This is a genomic window from Pelomonas baiyunensis, assembly GCF_043555935.1.
Lineage (GTDB): Bacteria > Pseudomonadota > Gammaproteobacteria > Burkholderiales > Burkholderiaceae_C > Pelomonas > Pelomonas baiyunensis.
Map to the genome: position 1 here is coordinate 1270423 of NZ_JBIGIB010000001.1, position 14048 is coordinate 1284470.

Sequence of the window (14048 nt, forward strand, 5' to 3'; positions counted from 1 at the left end):
TGACACCGAAACCGTGAAGCGCGCTGCCCGAGAGGGCGGCGCGTTTTTGCTTTGCAGGAGAGCAAATTGAAGACTTTGAAAACCCTGGTGGCGGTCGCCGTTGGCGCCCTGGCCCTGTCTCTGAACGGCGCACCGGGCGCGGAGTTTGGTGTGAGCCAAGCTTCGGCACAGGAAACCGTTCGCAAGGAAGTTGGCGCGCCGCTGACTGAAGCCAGCAAGCTGTACAAGGCGGGCAAGCACAAGGAGGCCCTCGCCAAGCTGAAGGATGCGGAAGCCGTGGCCAACCGCACGCCGGCTGAGAACTTCGCCATTGAAGGCCTGCGCTTCTCGGCCGCCATGGGTGTGAGTGATGCGGATTCCATGGCCCGCTCGTTCGACGTGCTGAAGGCCAAGCTGGGCGCGCCTCAGCAACTGCAGTACATGGAAGCCATCGCTGGTACCTACCTGCGCGCCAACAACGCCGCCAAGGCGCTGGAGTGGGCCAACAAGTACTTTGCGGCCGGCGGCAACAGCCCCGCGGTTAAGCAGATGCAGCAGCAGGCCCAGTTCAAGTCCGGCGACATGACGGCGGTGTTGAAGGACACGCTGGCCGAAGTGCAGGCCGAAGACAAGGCAGGGCGTGCGCCCAGCCAGGACAAACTGAACATCCTGCTCTACGCCGCACAAAAGAAGGGCGATGCGGCCACCGAGTCGTACGCTGTGGAGCGCTTGCTGAACCACTATCCGCGCAAGGAGTTGTGGGCGCAGGTGCTGGGTGGTCTGCAGGGCAAGAAGGGCTTCGCACCTCGCTTTGCGCTGGATGTGTATCGCTTGCAACTCGCCACGGGCAACCTGCGCGGTGCGGACGACTACATGGAGATGGCCCAGTTGGCGGCCCAAGCGGGCTACCCTGACGAAGGCAAGAAGGTGGTGGAGCAGGGCTTGGCTGCGAACATCTTGGGCCAGGGTGCCGAGGGCGCGCGTCACAAGCGCCTGCTGGATCTGATGGTCAAGAAGTCCAACGAAGCCAAGGCCGATGCAGCCAACGCCGAGAAGGCCGCCAACGACTCCAAGACGGGCGATGAACTCGTGAAGCTGGGCCTGTCGCGCGTGTTCGCGGGTGACAAGGCGGGTGGCCTGAAGCTGGTGGAGGCGGGCATCGCCAAAGACAACTTCTCGCGTGCGGACGACGCCAAGTTCTACCAAGGTCTGGCGCTGTACACCGCCGGCGAAACGGCCAAGGCCCAAGCCGCTTGGCGCGGTGTGAAGGGCTCGGACGGTTCGGGCGAACTGGCCCGCCTCTGGCAGGTGCAAGCCCGCAGCGCCAAGAAGTGATGTGCGCGTGGCCGGTAGGTGGCCGGCCACTCAACGACAAAGGGCCCCATCGGGGCCCTTTTTTCATCGGCAGCGCGTGGGTGCGGTGATCACTTTGGTGCGAGGCGGATGGCGCCGTCCAGGCGGATGACCTCGCCGTTGAGCATGTCGTTGGTGACGATCTGGTGCACCAGCTTGGCGTAGTCCTGCGGCGTGCCGAGGCGGCTGGGGAAAGGAACGCTGGCGGCCAGGGCGTCTTGCACTTCCTGCGGCATGCCGAAGAGCATGGGCGTGCCGAAGATGCCCGGGGCGATCGTCATGTTGCGAATGCCGTTGCGGGCGAGATCGCGGGCGATCGGCAGCGTCATGCCCACCACACCGCCCTTGGACGCTGAGTAAGCGGCTTGGCCGATCTGGCCGTCGTAGGCGGCCACCGAGGCGGTGGAGATCAGCACGCCGCGTTCGCCGGTCGACTCGGGTTCGTTCTTGGACATGGCTTCAGCCGCAAGCCGAATCATGTTGAAGCTGCCAATCAGGTTGACCGTGATGGTCTTGGTGAAAGCGGCGAGCGAATGGGCGCCGTCCTTGCCGACCGTCTTGGCGGCGGGCGCGATGCCGGCGCAGTTCACCAGGCCCATCAGCTTGCCCAAGCCAGTGGCTGCGGCCACGGCGGCTTGACCGTCGGCTTCCTGGCTCACGTCGCACTTGACGAACACGCCGCCGATTTCCGCGGCCACTTGCTGCCCGCGTTCTGCTTGCAGATCGGCGATGACGACTTTGGCGCCGTGGGCAGCGAGCATGCGTGCCGTGCCTTCGCCGAGTCCCGAGGCGCCGCCGGTGACGATGAACACCTTGCCTGCGATTTCCATGGTGAGGATCTCCTGGGTGGATTGGTTGACGTAAACGTCAATTGTGGCCGAACTGCGCGGTCGCCTCGCCAAGAAAAAAGCCGCTGACCTTTCGGTCGGCGGCTTCTTCAGCGAGAGGGTGCGGAAGGATCAGGCCAGGGCGGCCAGCGCCTTCTTGGTGATGTCGTCGACCGAGCCCATGCCTTCGATGCGGCGGTACTTCGGCGCAGCCGCGTCACCGGTGGCGGCCCACTGCGAGTAGTAGTCCACCAGCGGGCGGGTTTGGGCGGAGTAGACGTCCAGGCGCTTCTTGACGGTGTCTTCCTTGTCGTCTTCGCGCTGGATCAGGTCTTCGCCGGTGTCGTCGTCCTTGCCTTCCACCTTGGGCGGGTTGAACTTGACGTGGTACGTGCGACCCGAGGCGACGTGGACGCGGCGGCCGCTCATGCGCTCGATGATGGCGTCGAACGGGACATCAATTTCCAGCACGAAATCCAGCTTCACGCCGGCCGCCTTCATGGCGTCGGCTTGCGGGATGGTGCGGGGGAAGCCGTCGAACAGAAACCCTTGCGCGCAGTCGGGCTGGGCGATGCGTTCTTTGACGAGGCCGATGATGATGTCATCGCTGACCAGGGCCCCCGAGTCCATCACGGCCTTGGCCGCGAGACCCAGCGGTGTGCCGGCTTTGATGGCGGCGCGCAGCATGTCGCCGGTGGAGATCTGCGGGATGCCGAATTGCTTGCAGATGAAGGCAGCTTGGGTGCCTTTGCCGGCGCCAGGGGCGCCCAGAAGGATCAGTCGCATGGGTCTCCTTGTCCTATTCGCGCTGGAGCGAAACTGTTGAACAGTTCCGCTCCCGGTCAGCGGACGAGTATCGCACGCGGACTTTCGCAGGCCTGACGAGCCAGCCTGCGGTCAACCCTCAAGCAGCGCCCGCACGCGGGCCAGATCTTCAGGGGTGTCCACCCCAGGGCCGGGGCGCTCGACACTCACGTGCACCGCGATGCGTTCGCCGTGCCACAGCACGCGCAACTGCTCCAGCGACTCGATCTGCTCCAGCGGGCTGACAGCCAGCGTCGGGAACATGCGCAGGAAGCCGGCTCGGTAGGCGTACAAGCCCACGTGCCGCAGCGCTTGTTGCGGCGCGCCGCCGCCGTCGCGCCACCAGGGCAGGGGCGCTCGAGAGAAGTACAGCGCGCGGCCGGCCCGGTCCGTCACCAGCTTGACGACATTCGGGTTCGCGAACTCGGAAGGATCGGTGAGCGCGTGGGCGACCGTGGCCATGACGCAGTCGGTTTGCGAGGCCAAGGTGTGCGCGCACGCGTCGATCATGGCCGGCGCGATCAGCGGCTCGTCACCCTGCACGTTGACCACGGTGTCGGCGTCAGTCAGGCCCAGGTGCTGTACGGCTTCGGCCAGGCGGTCACTGCCGGAGGGGTGATCGGCCCGCGTCATCACGACCTGAACGCCATGGGATTCGCAGGCGCGCGCGACTTCCGCCGCATCGGTCGCCACCACGACCTGTCGGGCCGACGATTCCGCGGCGCGGCGGGCCACCCGCACGATCATCGGCAAGCCGGCGATGTCAGCCAGCGGCTTGTTGGGCAGCCGCGTCGACGCCAGCCGGGCGGGAATGACGACGGTGAAGCTCACGGTGCGAGCGGCGCCGGTTGGCTGGCGGCTTCCGGATCCCACGGTTTGGCCTCGTTCTCCAGCATCAGCGGAATGCCGTCGCGGATGGGAAATGCCAGCCGGTCGGCGCGGCAACCCAGCGCCGGGGTGTCGGGCGCGGCGTCGCCCCGCAGCAGCGTCAAAGGGCCCTTGCACAGGGGGCAGACCAACATTTCGATCAGGCGGGGATCCATCAGGGCAGCAGCGAGAGAGAGGTCAAGTGGGCGTCCAGGGCGGCTGCAAAGCCGTCACCGATTTCAAAGTCTAGCGTGACGACCCAGACGGGGGTGTCGCCGGCGGCCTGGGGCGTGAGCTTGACGGCGTCCTTTTCCGTCACCAGCACGGCAGCGGCGTCGGACGGCCAGGGGAGGGTGCCGAAGTCGGCATGGTCCGGCAGCGGCAGGGGCTGAACGGTCAAGCCCAGGTCCGCCAGCATGTCAAAGAACCGGTGGGGCCGGGCCACGCCCGCCGCGGCGATGAGGCCATGCTTGCCGCGCAGGGCCAGCAGCGCCTCCAGCGTGGCGGGCTGGCCTTGCCACCAGCCCATCAGGGACACGGCGCCCCGCAGAGCCCGGCGCGCGCGAAAGCCGGGCCAGGGCGTGGTGGCCGTGGGCGCGTTGTAGACGACCAGGCTCTCAGCCGAAGGCGGTGCGGGCGGTTGGCGCAGGGGCCCGGCGGGCAGCACGCGGCCGTTGCCGAGCCCGCGCTCGTCGAACACCAGCAGGCTGAGGGCGCGAGGCAGGCGCCAGTGCTGCAGGCCGTCGTCACTGAGTAGCACCTGCAGGTCCGGCGCATGTGCTAGCAGTGCATTGGCGGCGGCCACGCGGTCGCTGCCCACCGCCACCGGCACGCCGGCCCGCAGGTGGATCAGCAGCGGCTCATCGCCCACCTCGCGCGCCGTGCTGTGGCGGGAGACCACGTTGACGCCCGACGTGTCTCGCCCGTAGCCGCGCGACACCACGCCGGCTCGGATGCCGCGCGATTGAAGCAAAGCGAGCAACGCCAGCGTGGTGGGCGTCTTGCCGGCGCCGCCGACGATCCAATTGCCGACCACGATGACCGGCACGGGGAGCGTTTCGACCCGCAGCAGCCCCAGGCGGTAGAACGCCTGGCGCACGGCCAGGATCGCCCGGTACAGCGCGCTCAGGGGCCACAGCGCGGTGGACAGCGGCCCACCGGTCAGCCACTCGCGTTGAAGGCGGTCAGCGAGCGTCGGACTGGGCAGCGAACGTGACACGCGTCAGGCCGACGCGGCGCGCGGCGTCCATCACATTGATCACCGCCTGGTGCGGCGTCGCGGCGTCCGCCGAAATGATCAGCGAGGCCTCGGCATTGCCCCCCGAGGCCTGGCGCAGCGCAGCGATGAGGATGTCGACCGAGCGGCCTTCGACCGGCTGGCGGTTGACAACAAAGCGGCCGTCGGGCGCGATGCCGACGATCACCTCCTGGGGGCGGTCCTTCAGCTTTTCGGCGTCGGCCGCGGGCAGCGTGATCTGCAGCTCGGTGAACTTGGAGTAGGTCGTCGACAGCATCAGGAAGATGAGGATGACCAGCAGCACGTCGATGAACGGGATCAGGTTGATCTCCGGTGGATCGGTGCGGGGGGAGCGAAAGCGCATGACGGGCCTCGCGGAATCAGGTCGTGTGGCGGCGCAGCTGGCCCAGCAGGCGCTCGGCAGCCGCTTCAAGCTCCAGCACGTACTCCTCGATACGGCCCTTGAAATAGCGGTGGAACATCAGCGACGGGATGGCAATCATCAAGCCGAAGGCCGTGTTGTAAAGCGCAATCGAGATGCCATGCGCCAACTGCGCCGGGTTGCCGCCGCCGGGCGTTTGGCTGCCGAAGATCTCGATCATGCCGACCACGGTGCCCATCAGGCCCAGCAGCGGCGCGGCGGTGGCGATCGTGCCCAGCGAGTTCATGTAACGCTCGAGCTGGTGCACCGCGCGGCGGCCGGCGAATTCGAAGACGCCGCGCAGCTTGGCTTCAGGCATGCGAGGCTCTGCGGCGACGGCGCGCAGGCCGGAGGCCAGCACCTCACCGAGGATGGAGTTCTGTGCCAGGCGCTCAACCATTTCGCCGGCGGGCAGTTGCTGGGCGCTGACGTTGAGCACGTCGTCCAGCAACTTTGGGGGCAGCACGCGCCGGGCTCGCAGGCTGGACAGGCGCTCGATGATCAGGGCCAGGGCCACCACGGAGCACAGGAGCAAGGGCCAAATCGGCCAACCGGCGGCTTGTATGATCGAAAACAAGGTCGTCCCCGTCGAGAAAAGCAGCGGCTGGCGGCCGCCAATATGGCCGCGAGGCGGCCGGCGAGTGCGCGCGATTATGGCCCCAGGCCATGACCTGAAATGGGTGTGCAGCCCTCCCCAGAAACCGCTTCCACAATCCACTGGCGCTGTGGATAACTTTGTGGGCAAGCTCGGGGCGGTGGCCGCAGGGGGCTGAAAAATCAAGGCCTTGGACAACTTGCCTCAAGATTGAGCAGCGGAATTCGAATTGAAAAACAAGGTCTTATGCGTGTGTGACCGTGCCGTGACCGGCGCGCGAGCCGCAAATTGCCCGCCAGCCCAGTATTGGCGCGGCTGTGGACTTCCGGACCCGCGCCGGCATTGGGGTTGCGCGTGATCGACGGCCGGGAACCCGCATCGGGCCGACGTGTCTGGGGCGTGGCCGGGCTGCTGGAGGCGGTCAGCCAGAGCCTGGCGGAGCGGTTTTCGGTGGTCATGGTGGGCGGCGAGATCAGCGGCTTCATGCGTGCGGCCAGCGGGCACTGCTACTTCGGCTTGAAGGACGCCGACGGGCAGGCGGCCAGCCTGCGCTGCGCGATGTTCCGGCGCGTGGCCAGCATGCTGGACTTCGCCCCGGGCGAGGGCAGCTTGGTGGAGGTTCGCGGCCGGGTGGCGGTGTACGAGCCGCGCGGCGAACTGCAGTTCGTGGTGGAGGCCATGCGCCGGGCGGGCGCGGGCAGCCTGTACGAGCAGTTCCTGAAGCTGCGCGCCCGCCTCGCCGCCGAAGGCTTGTTCGACGCCGACCGCAAGCGGCCGCTGCCGACACACCCGCGCCGCGTCGGCGTGATCACATCCGCGGCCGGAGCGGCCTTGCATGACGTGTTGACCGCGCTGGCACGCCGCGCGCCGCAGGTCGAAGTGGTGGTGTACCCCAGCCCGGTGCAGGGCGCCGAGGCGCCGCCTGCCCTGGTGCGGGCGTTGCAGACAGCCCAGGCGCGTAACGAGGTGGAGGTGCTGCTGCTGGTGCGGGGCGGCGGGTCGCTGGAAGACCTGTGGGCCTTCAATGACGAACGCGTGGTGCGGGCGGTGGCGCAGTGCGCACTGCCGGTGATCTGCGGCGTGGGCCACGAGACGGATGTGACGCTGTGCGACCTGGCGGCCGACTTGCGGGCCCCCACGCCCACCGCCGCGGCGGAGTTGGTGGCCCCAGCGCGGGCGGCGCTGCTGCAGCAACTCGACACGCTGGAGCGCAACCTGGCCTGGCGGCTGGACCAACGCCTGATGACGCTGGCCCAGCGGTTGGACCGCCTGGCTCTGCGGCTGTCGCGGCCCACCGATGCCCTGACCCGCCAGCGCCGCGTGCTGGACCTGTTGGCCCAGCGTGCCGCCGCGGCGCCGGCGCGGCGGGTGGAAATGCAGGCCCAGCGCCTGGGGCATCTGGCCCAGCGGCGCACCCGCGCGGCCCATGACGGGCTGCTGCGCGAGCAGCGCCGCCTGGACGCTCTGCAGGCCCGGCTGCAGGCGCTGGACCCACAGCACGTGCTGGCGCGCGGCTATGCCTGGCTGGACGACGGGCAGGGCGGGGCGGTGACCTCGGTGCAGGCGCTGCAGCCCGGCGCCGAGGTGCGCGCGGTGCTGGCAGATGGCAGCGCCGACATGCAGGTGCGCCGGGTACGGCCTTTGCCGCAAGGGTGATTGCCGCTCCCTACAATCCGCCGCGATTCACCCCCCCCCCCAATCACCCCAACACCCCACCGAGGTTCAGACCATGGAACACACGCTGCCCCCGCTGCCCTACGCCATCGACGCCCTGGCGCCCCACTACAGCCAGGAAACCCTGGAGTTCCACCACGGCAAGCACCACAACGCTTACGTCGTGAACCTGAACAACCTGCAAAAGGGCACCGAGTTCGAGAGCAAGACGCTGGAAGAGATCGTCAAGACCTCCAGCGGCGGCATCTACAACAACGCCGCGCAAATCTGGAACCACACCTTCTTCTGGAACTGCATGAAGCCGCAAGGCGGTGGTGAGCCCAGCGGCGCGCTGGCCGCGGCCATCAACGCCAAGTGGGGCAGCTACGCCGCGTTCAAGGAAGCCTTCGTGAAGAGCGCCGTCGGCAACTTCGGTTCCGGCTGGACCTGGCTGGTCAAGAAGGCCGACGGCTCGGTGGACATCGTCAACACCGGTGCTGCCGGCACGCCGCTGACCACCGCCGACACCGCGCTGCTGACCGTGGACGTGTGGGAACACGCCTACTACATCGACTACCGCAACCTGCGCCCGAAGTTCGTCGAGACCTTCCTGAGCAACCTGGTGAACTGGCAGTTCGCCGAAGCCAACTTCGCCTGAGCGATAACCCGCTTGTGCCAGCAGGGCCGGCTTTGCCGGCCCTTTTTCTTGGCCGCTTGATTCATGTCATGGGGCGTTGCGGCCGGCGCCGCTAGATTGCCAGCGTGAGCGCCTTGCCCCCTGGGCTGCCCGCGGCGGAGGCCGACGCGCAGCATCTCGCCCCTTTCACCACCTGGCCCGATGGGCCGGCGGGTGCCGCCGTGTCGCAGTTCCAGGTGAGCGGCATGCACTGTGCGGCCTGCGCCGGGATCATCGAAGCGGCCGTGACCGCCTTGCCTGGGGTGGAGCGCGCGGACGTGAACGCGGCGGCGGCGCGCCTGGCGTTGCATTGGCATCCCGCCCGCACCCCGCTGGCCGAGGTGCTGGCGGCGCTGCAGGCGGCGGGCTACCAGGCCACGCCGGATGTGGCCGCACCTGCCCGTGCCCTGCGCCGGCAGGAGGGCCGTCAGGCGCTGTGGCGCTTGTTTGTGGCCGGCTTTCTCATGATGCAGGTCATGATGATGGCCACGCCGGCTTACGTGGCGGAGCCGGGCGAGCTCAGCCCCGATCTGGACCAGCTGATGCGCATCGGCAGCTGGCTGCTGACGCTGCCGGTGATGGTGTTCTCGGCCGGGCCGTTCTTCAGCGGCGCGTGGCGGCAGTTGCGCGCCGGGCGGCTGGGTATGGATGTGCCGGTGGCACTGGGCATCGGCGTCACGTTTGTGGCCAGCAGTGGGGCGGTGTTCGACCCCGCCGGCCTCTTCGGCCGCGAGGTGTACTTCGACTCGCTGACGATGTTCGTCGCGCTGTTGCTGCTGGCGCGCTGGCTGGAGTTGGGCGCCCGGCACCGGGCGGCCGAGGCGTTGGAGGCGGTGGCCGGGGCCTTGCCGGCGTCGGCGCACCGGCTGAAGCCGGACGGCAGCGTGGAGCGGGTGGTGCCGGAGGCCTTGCGGCCGGGCGATCGCATCCGCGTGGCAGCGGGCGAAGGGTTTGCGGCCGATGGCTGCATCTTGTCCGGCCAGGGCTGGGTGAACGAGGCGCTGCTGACCGGCGAGTCCGCCCCGGTGGCCAAGGCCGAGGGGGACGCCGTGGTGGCGGGCAGCGTCAGCGTGGACGGTGCGTTCGTCGTGACCGTGCAGCGCGTGGGGGCCGACACCACGGCGCAGGGCATCGTGCGCTTGATGCAGCAGGCGCAAAGCCAGCGGCCTGCCTCTCACGGCGTGCTGGACCGGGTGGCCGCGGGCTTCACGGCCGTGGTGGTGTTGCTGGCGCTGGGCGCGGGCCTGGCCTGGTGGTGGCTGGAACCATCGCGGGCGGTGGCCGTGGCGGTGGCGGTGTTGATCGTGACCTGCCCGTGCGCGCTCACGCTGGCTGCGCCTGCAGCGTGGTTGACGGCCAGCGGCGCGTTGGCGCGGCGGGGCTTGCTGCTGGCGGACTTGGCAGCGCTGGAGCGCCTGTGCGAGGTGGATGCCGTGGTGTTCGACAAGACCGGCACGCTCAGTGAAGACCGGCTGGAGCTGCAGCGGCATTGGGCACACGGCGCCGATGCCGACGCGTTGCTGCGGCTGGCGCGCAGCCTGGCGGTGTGGTCGCGCCACCCGCAGGCGCGGGCGCTGGCAGACGGCGCCGATGGCTCCGGCTGGTTGGATGTGCGCGAGGTGGCTGGGCGGGGCGTGGAAGCGCGGGACGCGACCGGGCAGGTCTGGCGTCTGGGGGCGCCGGCCTGGGTGCAGCCCGAGCCTGATCCCCAGGCGCGGCTGGCCTTCGGTTGCGGAGGCGCGGGCGGCTGCGTGCTGTGGATGACGCTGGCCGAGCGGCCGCGCGCCGATGCGGCCGATGCCGTGGCGGCGCTGCAGGCCCACGGCTGGCCCGTGCGGCTGCTGTCGGGCGACCAGCCCGCGGCGGTGGCGCAGTTGGCGGCCGCGGTGGGCATCGAGGCCTGGCAGGGCGGCGCCACGCCCAACTCCAAGCTGGCTGCCGTGCGCGCCTGGCAGGCGGCGGGCGAGCGGGTGTTGATGGTGGGCGACGGCATCAACGACGCCCCCGTGCTGGCCGAAGCCCATGTGCGCATCGCCATGGGGCAGGGCGCGTTGCTGGCCCGCTCGGCGGCGGATGCGCTGCTGGTGTCCAACCGCCTGATGGCCTTGCCGCAGGCGGTCGACTTGGCCCGCAAGACCCGGCGCGTGTTGCGTCAGAACCTGGCCTGGGCCGCGCTCTACAACCTGGCCTGTGTGCCGCTGGCCCTGGCGGGCTGGCTGCCGCCACTGGCCGCCGGCATCGGCATGGCGAGCAGTTCGCTGTTCGTGGTGCTCAACGCCCAACGACTGAATCGCTGATGGACATCCTGTACCTCCTCATCCCGTTCTCGGTCGTGCTGGTGCTGCTGATCCTGGGTGTGTTCGGCTGGGCCGTGAACTCCGGGCAACTGGAAGACCTCTCCAAGGAGGGGGAACGCATCCTGCTTGACGAGGATCAAGGCACATAACGCCCCTCGCGCGAAGAATGGTTCGCATCAGACTGAAGGAGTCGCGATGGCGAACGAAAAGGCCCTGGCCACTACCGGGGCGGTATACGAGGACGGACCGGTACGCGCGTTTGCGCTGGCCGCAGTGCTGTGGGGTGTGGTGGGGATGCTGGTGGGCGTCATCATTGCCGCCCAGCTGGCCTGGCCCGAACTGAACCTGGGCATTCCCTGGTTGAGCTACGGGCGCTTGCGCCCGCTGCACACCAATGCAGTGATCTTTGCGTTTGGCGGTTGCACCTTGTTTGCAACCTCGTACCACGTGGTGCAGCGCACGGGCCAGACGCGCCTGTTCCTGCCCAAGCTGGCCTGGTTCACGTTCTGGGGCTGGCAGCTGGTGATCGTGCTGGCGGCGCTGTCGCTGCCCATGGGCTTCACCACCGGCAAGGAATACGCTGAACTCGAGTGGCCCATCGACATCCTGATCGCTGTGGTCTGGGTGGCGTATGCCGTCGTGTTCTTCGGCTCGGTGGGCACCCGCAAGATCCGCCACATCTACGTGGCGAACTGGTTCTTCGGGGCGTTCATCATCGCGGTGGCCTTGCTGCACATCGTGAACAGCGCCGAAATCCCGGTCAGCCTGACCAAGAGCTACTCGGCCTACGCCGGCGTGCAAGACGCCATGGTGCAGTGGTGGTACGGCCATAACGCCGTGGGCTTCTTCTTGACCGCGGGCTTCCTGGGGATGATGTACTACTACATCCCCAAGCAAGCGGAGCGTCCGGTCTACAGCTACCGGCTGTCGATCGTCCACTTCTGGGCGCTGATCTTCACGTACATGTGGGCGGGCCCCCACCACCTGCACTACACCGCGCTGCCCGACTGGGCGCAGAGCGTGGGCATGGTGTTCAGCCTGGTGCTGCTGGCGCCGAGCTGGGGCGGCATGATCAACGGCGTGATGACGCTGTCGGGCGCCTGGCACAAGCTGCGTGACGACCCCATCCTGAAGTTCCTGATCGTGGCGCTGTCGTTCTACGGCATGTCCACCTTCGAGGGCCCGATGATGTCCATCAAGACGGTGAACTCGCTGTCGCACTACACCGACTGGACGGTGGGCCACGTGCACAGCGGCGCCCTGGGCTGGGTGGGTCTCATCTCGATGGGCTCGCTGTACCACCTGATCCCGCGCATGTTCGGCCGCACGGAGATGTACTCCAAGCGCGCCATCGAGCTGCACTTCTGGATCGCCACGCTGGGCATCGTGCTCTACATCGCCGCGATGTGGATTGCCGGTGTGATGCAGGGCCTGATGTGGCGTGCGGTCAACCCGGACGGCACCCTGGTCTACACCTTCGTGGAAAGCGTGAAGGCGACCTGGCCGTTCTACGTGATCCGCCTGAGCGGCGGCCTGCTCTACCTCGCCGGCATGGGCGTGATGAGCTGGAACGTGATCAAGACCGTGCAAGCGGGCCGTGCCGTGTCGGTGCGCATTCCCACCCCGTCCGTGGCCCACGCTTGAAGGAGATTTCATGAGCAACCATTCCCATGCTGCGACGGGCCACCAGCGCATCGAAACCAGCAACCTGCTGATGATCGTGCTGGTGCTGCTGACCGTGCTGGTCGGCGGTGTCGTCGAAATCGTGCCGCTGTTCTTCCAGCGCTCCACCACGCAAGCGGCGCCGGGCCTGAAGCCCTACACCGCGCTGCAACTGGCCGGGCGTGACGTCTACCTGCGCGAGGGCTGCTACAACTGCCACTCGCAGATGATCCGTCCGCTTGCCGCCGAGACGCTGCGTTACGGCAAGTACTCCACCGCGGGTGAGTTCGTGTACGACCACCCCTTCCAGTGGGGCAGCAAGCGCACCGGCCCGGACCTGGCCCGTGTGGGCGGAAAATACAGCGACGACTGGCACCGCATCCACCTGAACAACCCGCGTGACCTGGTGCCCGAGTCCAACATGCCGGCGTATTCCTGGCTGGCCGGCGCGCCGGTGGACGCGGCCATCATGCCCGCCAAGCTGTCGGCCATGAAGTTGCTGGGCGTGCCCTACACCGACGCCGAGGTGAAGGCCTCGGCCGAAGAAGTGAAGGGCAAGACCGAGCTGGACGCGCTCGTGGCCTACCTGCAGGTGCTCGGCACCGCCACCAAGTAAGGAGCCCGAACCATGGGCATCAATGAACTCCGTGTGGCCGTGACCGTCGTGTCCATGGCCGTCTTCCTGGGCATCATCGCCTGGGCCTGGCGCGGCCGTTTCGACGACGCCGCACGCCTCCCCTTCGAAGGAGATGAACAATGAGTGACTTCTTCAGCAGCGGCTGGTCCCTCTTCATCGCCGCCACCACCATCGGCGGGCTGATCGCCTGCGGCATCCTGCTGCTCATCGCCAGCCGCCGTCAGGTCATGGCGGCTGATAACACCACCGGTCACGTCTGGGACGAAGACCTGCGCGAACTGAACAACCCGCTGCCGGCCTGGTGGATGGGCTTGTTCATCCTGACCATCGTGTTCGCGGGCATCTACCTGGCGCTCTATCCGGGCCTGGGCAGCGAAGCCGGCAAGCTGGGCTGGACCAGCGAGGGCGAGCACGCCAAGGATGTGGCGCAAACCCGCGCCGCCATGGCCCCGGTGTACGCCGCGTTTGCCGACAAGTCGGCGGAGCAACTGGCCGCCGACCCCAAGGCCCACGCGATTGGCGAGCGCCTGTTCGCCAACAACTGCGCGCAGTGCCACGGTGCGGATGCCAAGGGTTCCAAGGGCTTCCCCAACCTGACCGACAACGACTGGCTGTGGGGCGGCACGCCCGAGGCCATCACCGAGACCATCGCCAAGGGCCGCGACGGCAACATGCCCGTCATGGCGCCGGCGGTGGGCACGAGTGAGGACGTGCGCAACGTGGCGCACTACGTGCTGTCGCTCTCGGGCAGCCCGCACAACGCGCTGTACGCCCAACTCGGCAAGCCGAAGTTCGTGGTGTGCGCCGCGTGCCACGGCCCGGCCGGTACGGGCAACCAGGCCCTGGGTGCGCCCAACCTCACCGACAAGATCTGGCTGCATGGCTGGGGCGAAGAAGCGGTGATGGCCATGGTGAACAACGGCAAGCACAGCGTGATGCCGGCCCACGGTGACCGCCTGACGCCGGAGCAGATCCGCGTGCTGGCGTCGTACGTGTGGGGCCTGTCCAAGTCGACCCCGGTGGCTGCTGCCAACTGACCC

16 protein-coding genes are annotated in these 14048 nt (G+C 68.1%); 9 read left to right on the forward strand and 7 right to left on the reverse strand.

Annotated features, from left to right (window positions below):
- Positions 1-66: 66 nt before the first annotated feature.
- On the forward strand, positions 67-1314 hold the full coding sequence (locus ACG01O_RS05705; protein WP_394382171.1) for a hypothetical protein: 1248 nt from the start codon (positions 67-69) through the stop codon (positions 1312-1314).
- Positions 1315-1403: 89 nt separating this feature from the next.
- On the opposite strand, the gene ACG01O_RS05710 is transcribed toward ACG01O_RS05705, so the two are convergent.
- From ACG01O_RS05710 to ACG01O_RS05740, 7 genes are all read right to left on the reverse strand, one after another.
- Entirely contained in the window at positions 1404-2162 is a 759-nt protein-coding gene (locus ACG01O_RS05710; protein WP_394382173.1) for a 3-hydroxyacyl-CoA dehydrogenase, read from the reverse strand.
- Between the two features lie 129 nt (positions 2163-2291).
- Entirely contained in the window at positions 2292-2945 is a 654-nt protein-coding gene (adk, locus tag ACG01O_RS05715) for an adenylate kinase (RefSeq protein WP_394382175.1), read from the reverse strand.
- Between the two features lie 111 nt (positions 2946-3056).
- The gene (kdsB, locus tag ACG01O_RS05720) at positions 3057-3794 is read right to left on the reverse strand and encodes a 3-deoxy-manno-octulosonate cytidylyltransferase (RefSeq protein ID WP_394382177.1); all 738 of its coding nucleotides are present in this window, start codon (positions 3792-3794) and stop codon (positions 3057-3059) included.
- On the reverse strand, positions 3791-4006 hold the full coding sequence (locus tag ACG01O_RS05725) for a Trm112 family protein (protein ID WP_394382179.1): 216 nt from the start codon (positions 4004-4006) through the stop codon (positions 3791-3793). The genes kdsB and ACG01O_RS05725 overlap by 4 nt, the downstream gene beginning before the upstream one ends.
- Positions 4006-5049, reverse strand: coding sequence for a tetraacyldisaccharide 4'-kinase (gene lpxK, locus ACG01O_RS05730; protein ID WP_394382181.1), 1044 nt, complete (start codon positions 5047-5049; stop codon positions 4006-4008). The genes ACG01O_RS05725 and lpxK overlap by 1 nt, the downstream gene beginning before the upstream one ends.
- On the reverse strand, positions 5015-5431 hold the full coding sequence (locus tag ACG01O_RS05735) for an ExbD/TolR family protein (RefSeq protein ID WP_394382183.1): 417 nt from the start codon (positions 5429-5431) through the stop codon (positions 5015-5017). Before ACG01O_RS05735 ends, lpxK begins: the two co-directional genes overlap by 35 nt.
- A gap of 16 nt (positions 5432-5447) precedes the next feature.
- Positions 5448-6065 (reverse strand): MotA/TolQ/ExbB proton channel family protein, encoded by a 618-nt coding sequence (locus tag ACG01O_RS05740; RefSeq protein WP_394382184.1) that lies wholly within the window; start codon positions 6063-6065, stop codon positions 5448-5450.
- 372 nt (positions 6066-6437) lie between these two features.
- On the opposite strand from ACG01O_RS05740, the gene xseA reads away from it, so the two are divergent.
- From xseA to ccoP, 8 genes are all read left to right on the forward strand, one after another.
- The gene (gene xseA / locus ACG01O_RS05745) at positions 6438-7739 is read left to right on the forward strand and encodes an exodeoxyribonuclease VII large subunit (protein WP_394382186.1); all 1302 of its coding nucleotides are present in this window, start codon (positions 6438-6440) and stop codon (positions 7737-7739) included.
- A gap of 73 nt (positions 7740-7812) precedes the next feature.
- Positions 7813-8394, forward strand: a complete 582-nt coding sequence (locus tag ACG01O_RS05750; RefSeq protein WP_394382188.1) for a superoxide dismutase — start codon at positions 7813-7815, stop codon at positions 8392-8394.
- 104 nt (positions 8395-8498) lie between these two features.
- Entirely contained in the window at positions 8499-10709 is a 2211-nt protein-coding gene (locus ACG01O_RS05755; protein WP_394382190.1) for a heavy metal translocating P-type ATPase, read from the forward strand.
- Positions 10709-10858, forward strand: a complete 150-nt coding sequence (gene ccoS, locus ACG01O_RS05760) for a cbb3-type cytochrome oxidase assembly protein CcoS (protein WP_394382192.1) — start codon at positions 10709-10711, stop codon at positions 10856-10858. The genes ACG01O_RS05755 and ccoS overlap by 1 nt, the downstream gene beginning before the upstream one ends.
- Positions 10859-10904: 46 nt before the next feature.
- Entirely contained in the window at positions 10905-12353 is a 1449-nt protein-coding gene (gene ccoN / locus ACG01O_RS05765; RefSeq protein WP_394382194.1) for a cytochrome-c oxidase, cbb3-type subunit I, read from the forward strand.
- A 10-nt stretch (positions 12354-12363) separates the two neighbouring features.
- Complete coding sequence (gene ccoO, locus ACG01O_RS05770; RefSeq protein WP_394382196.1) at positions 12364-12987, forward strand: cytochrome-c oxidase, cbb3-type subunit II; 624 nt, start codon at positions 12364-12366, stop codon at positions 12985-12987.
- Positions 12988-12999: 12 nt separating this feature from the next.
- Positions 13000-13131, forward strand: a complete 132-nt coding sequence (locus ACG01O_RS05775) for a cbb3-type cytochrome oxidase subunit 3 (protein WP_394382198.1) — start codon at positions 13000-13002, stop codon at positions 13129-13131.
- On the forward strand, positions 13128-14045 hold the full coding sequence (gene ccoP / locus ACG01O_RS05780; protein ID WP_394382200.1) for a cytochrome-c oxidase, cbb3-type subunit III: 918 nt from the start codon (positions 13128-13130) through the stop codon (positions 14043-14045). Before ACG01O_RS05775 ends, ccoP begins: the two co-directional genes overlap by 4 nt.
- The last annotated feature ends 3 nt before the right edge of the window (positions 14046-14048 follow it).

Bases quoted from the DNA above. Each gene is read 5' to 3' on its own strand.
- ccoO (WP_394382196.1), top strand. From the start codon at position 12,364: ATGAGCAACCATTCCCATGCTGCGACGGGCCACCAGCGCATCGAAACC.
- adk (WP_394382175.1), bottom strand. From the start codon at position 2,945: ATGCGACTGATCCTTCTGGGCGCCCCTGGCGCCGGCAAAGGCACCCAA.
- ccoN (WP_394382194.1), top strand. From the start codon at position 10,905: ATGGCGAACGAAAAGGCCCTGGCCACTACCGGGGCGGTATACGAGGAC.
- ACG01O_RS05750 (WP_394382188.1), top strand. From the start codon at position 7,813: ATGGAACACACGCTGCCCCCGCTGCCCTACGCCATCGACGCCCTGGCG.
- ACG01O_RS05725 (WP_394382179.1), bottom strand. From the start codon at position 4,006: ATGGATCCCCGCCTGATCGAAATGTTGGTCTGCCCCCTGTGCAAGGGC.
- ACG01O_RS05735 (WP_394382183.1), bottom strand. From the start codon at position 5,431: ATGCGCTTTCGCTCCCCCCGCACCGATCCACCGGAGATCAACCTGATC.
- ACG01O_RS05775 (WP_394382198.1), top strand. From the start codon at position 13,000: ATGGGCATCAATGAACTCCGTGTGGCCGTGACCGTCGTGTCCATGGCC.
- ccoP (WP_394382200.1), top strand. From the start codon at position 13,128: ATGAGTGACTTCTTCAGCAGCGGCTGGTCCCTCTTCATCGCCGCCACC.
- ccoS (WP_394382192.1), top strand. From the start codon at position 10,709: ATGGACATCCTGTACCTCCTCATCCCGTTCTCGGTCGTGCTGGTGCTG.
- ACG01O_RS05710 (WP_394382173.1), bottom strand. From the start codon at position 2,162: ATGGAAATCGCAGGCAAGGTGTTCATCGTCACCGGCGGCGCCTCGGGA.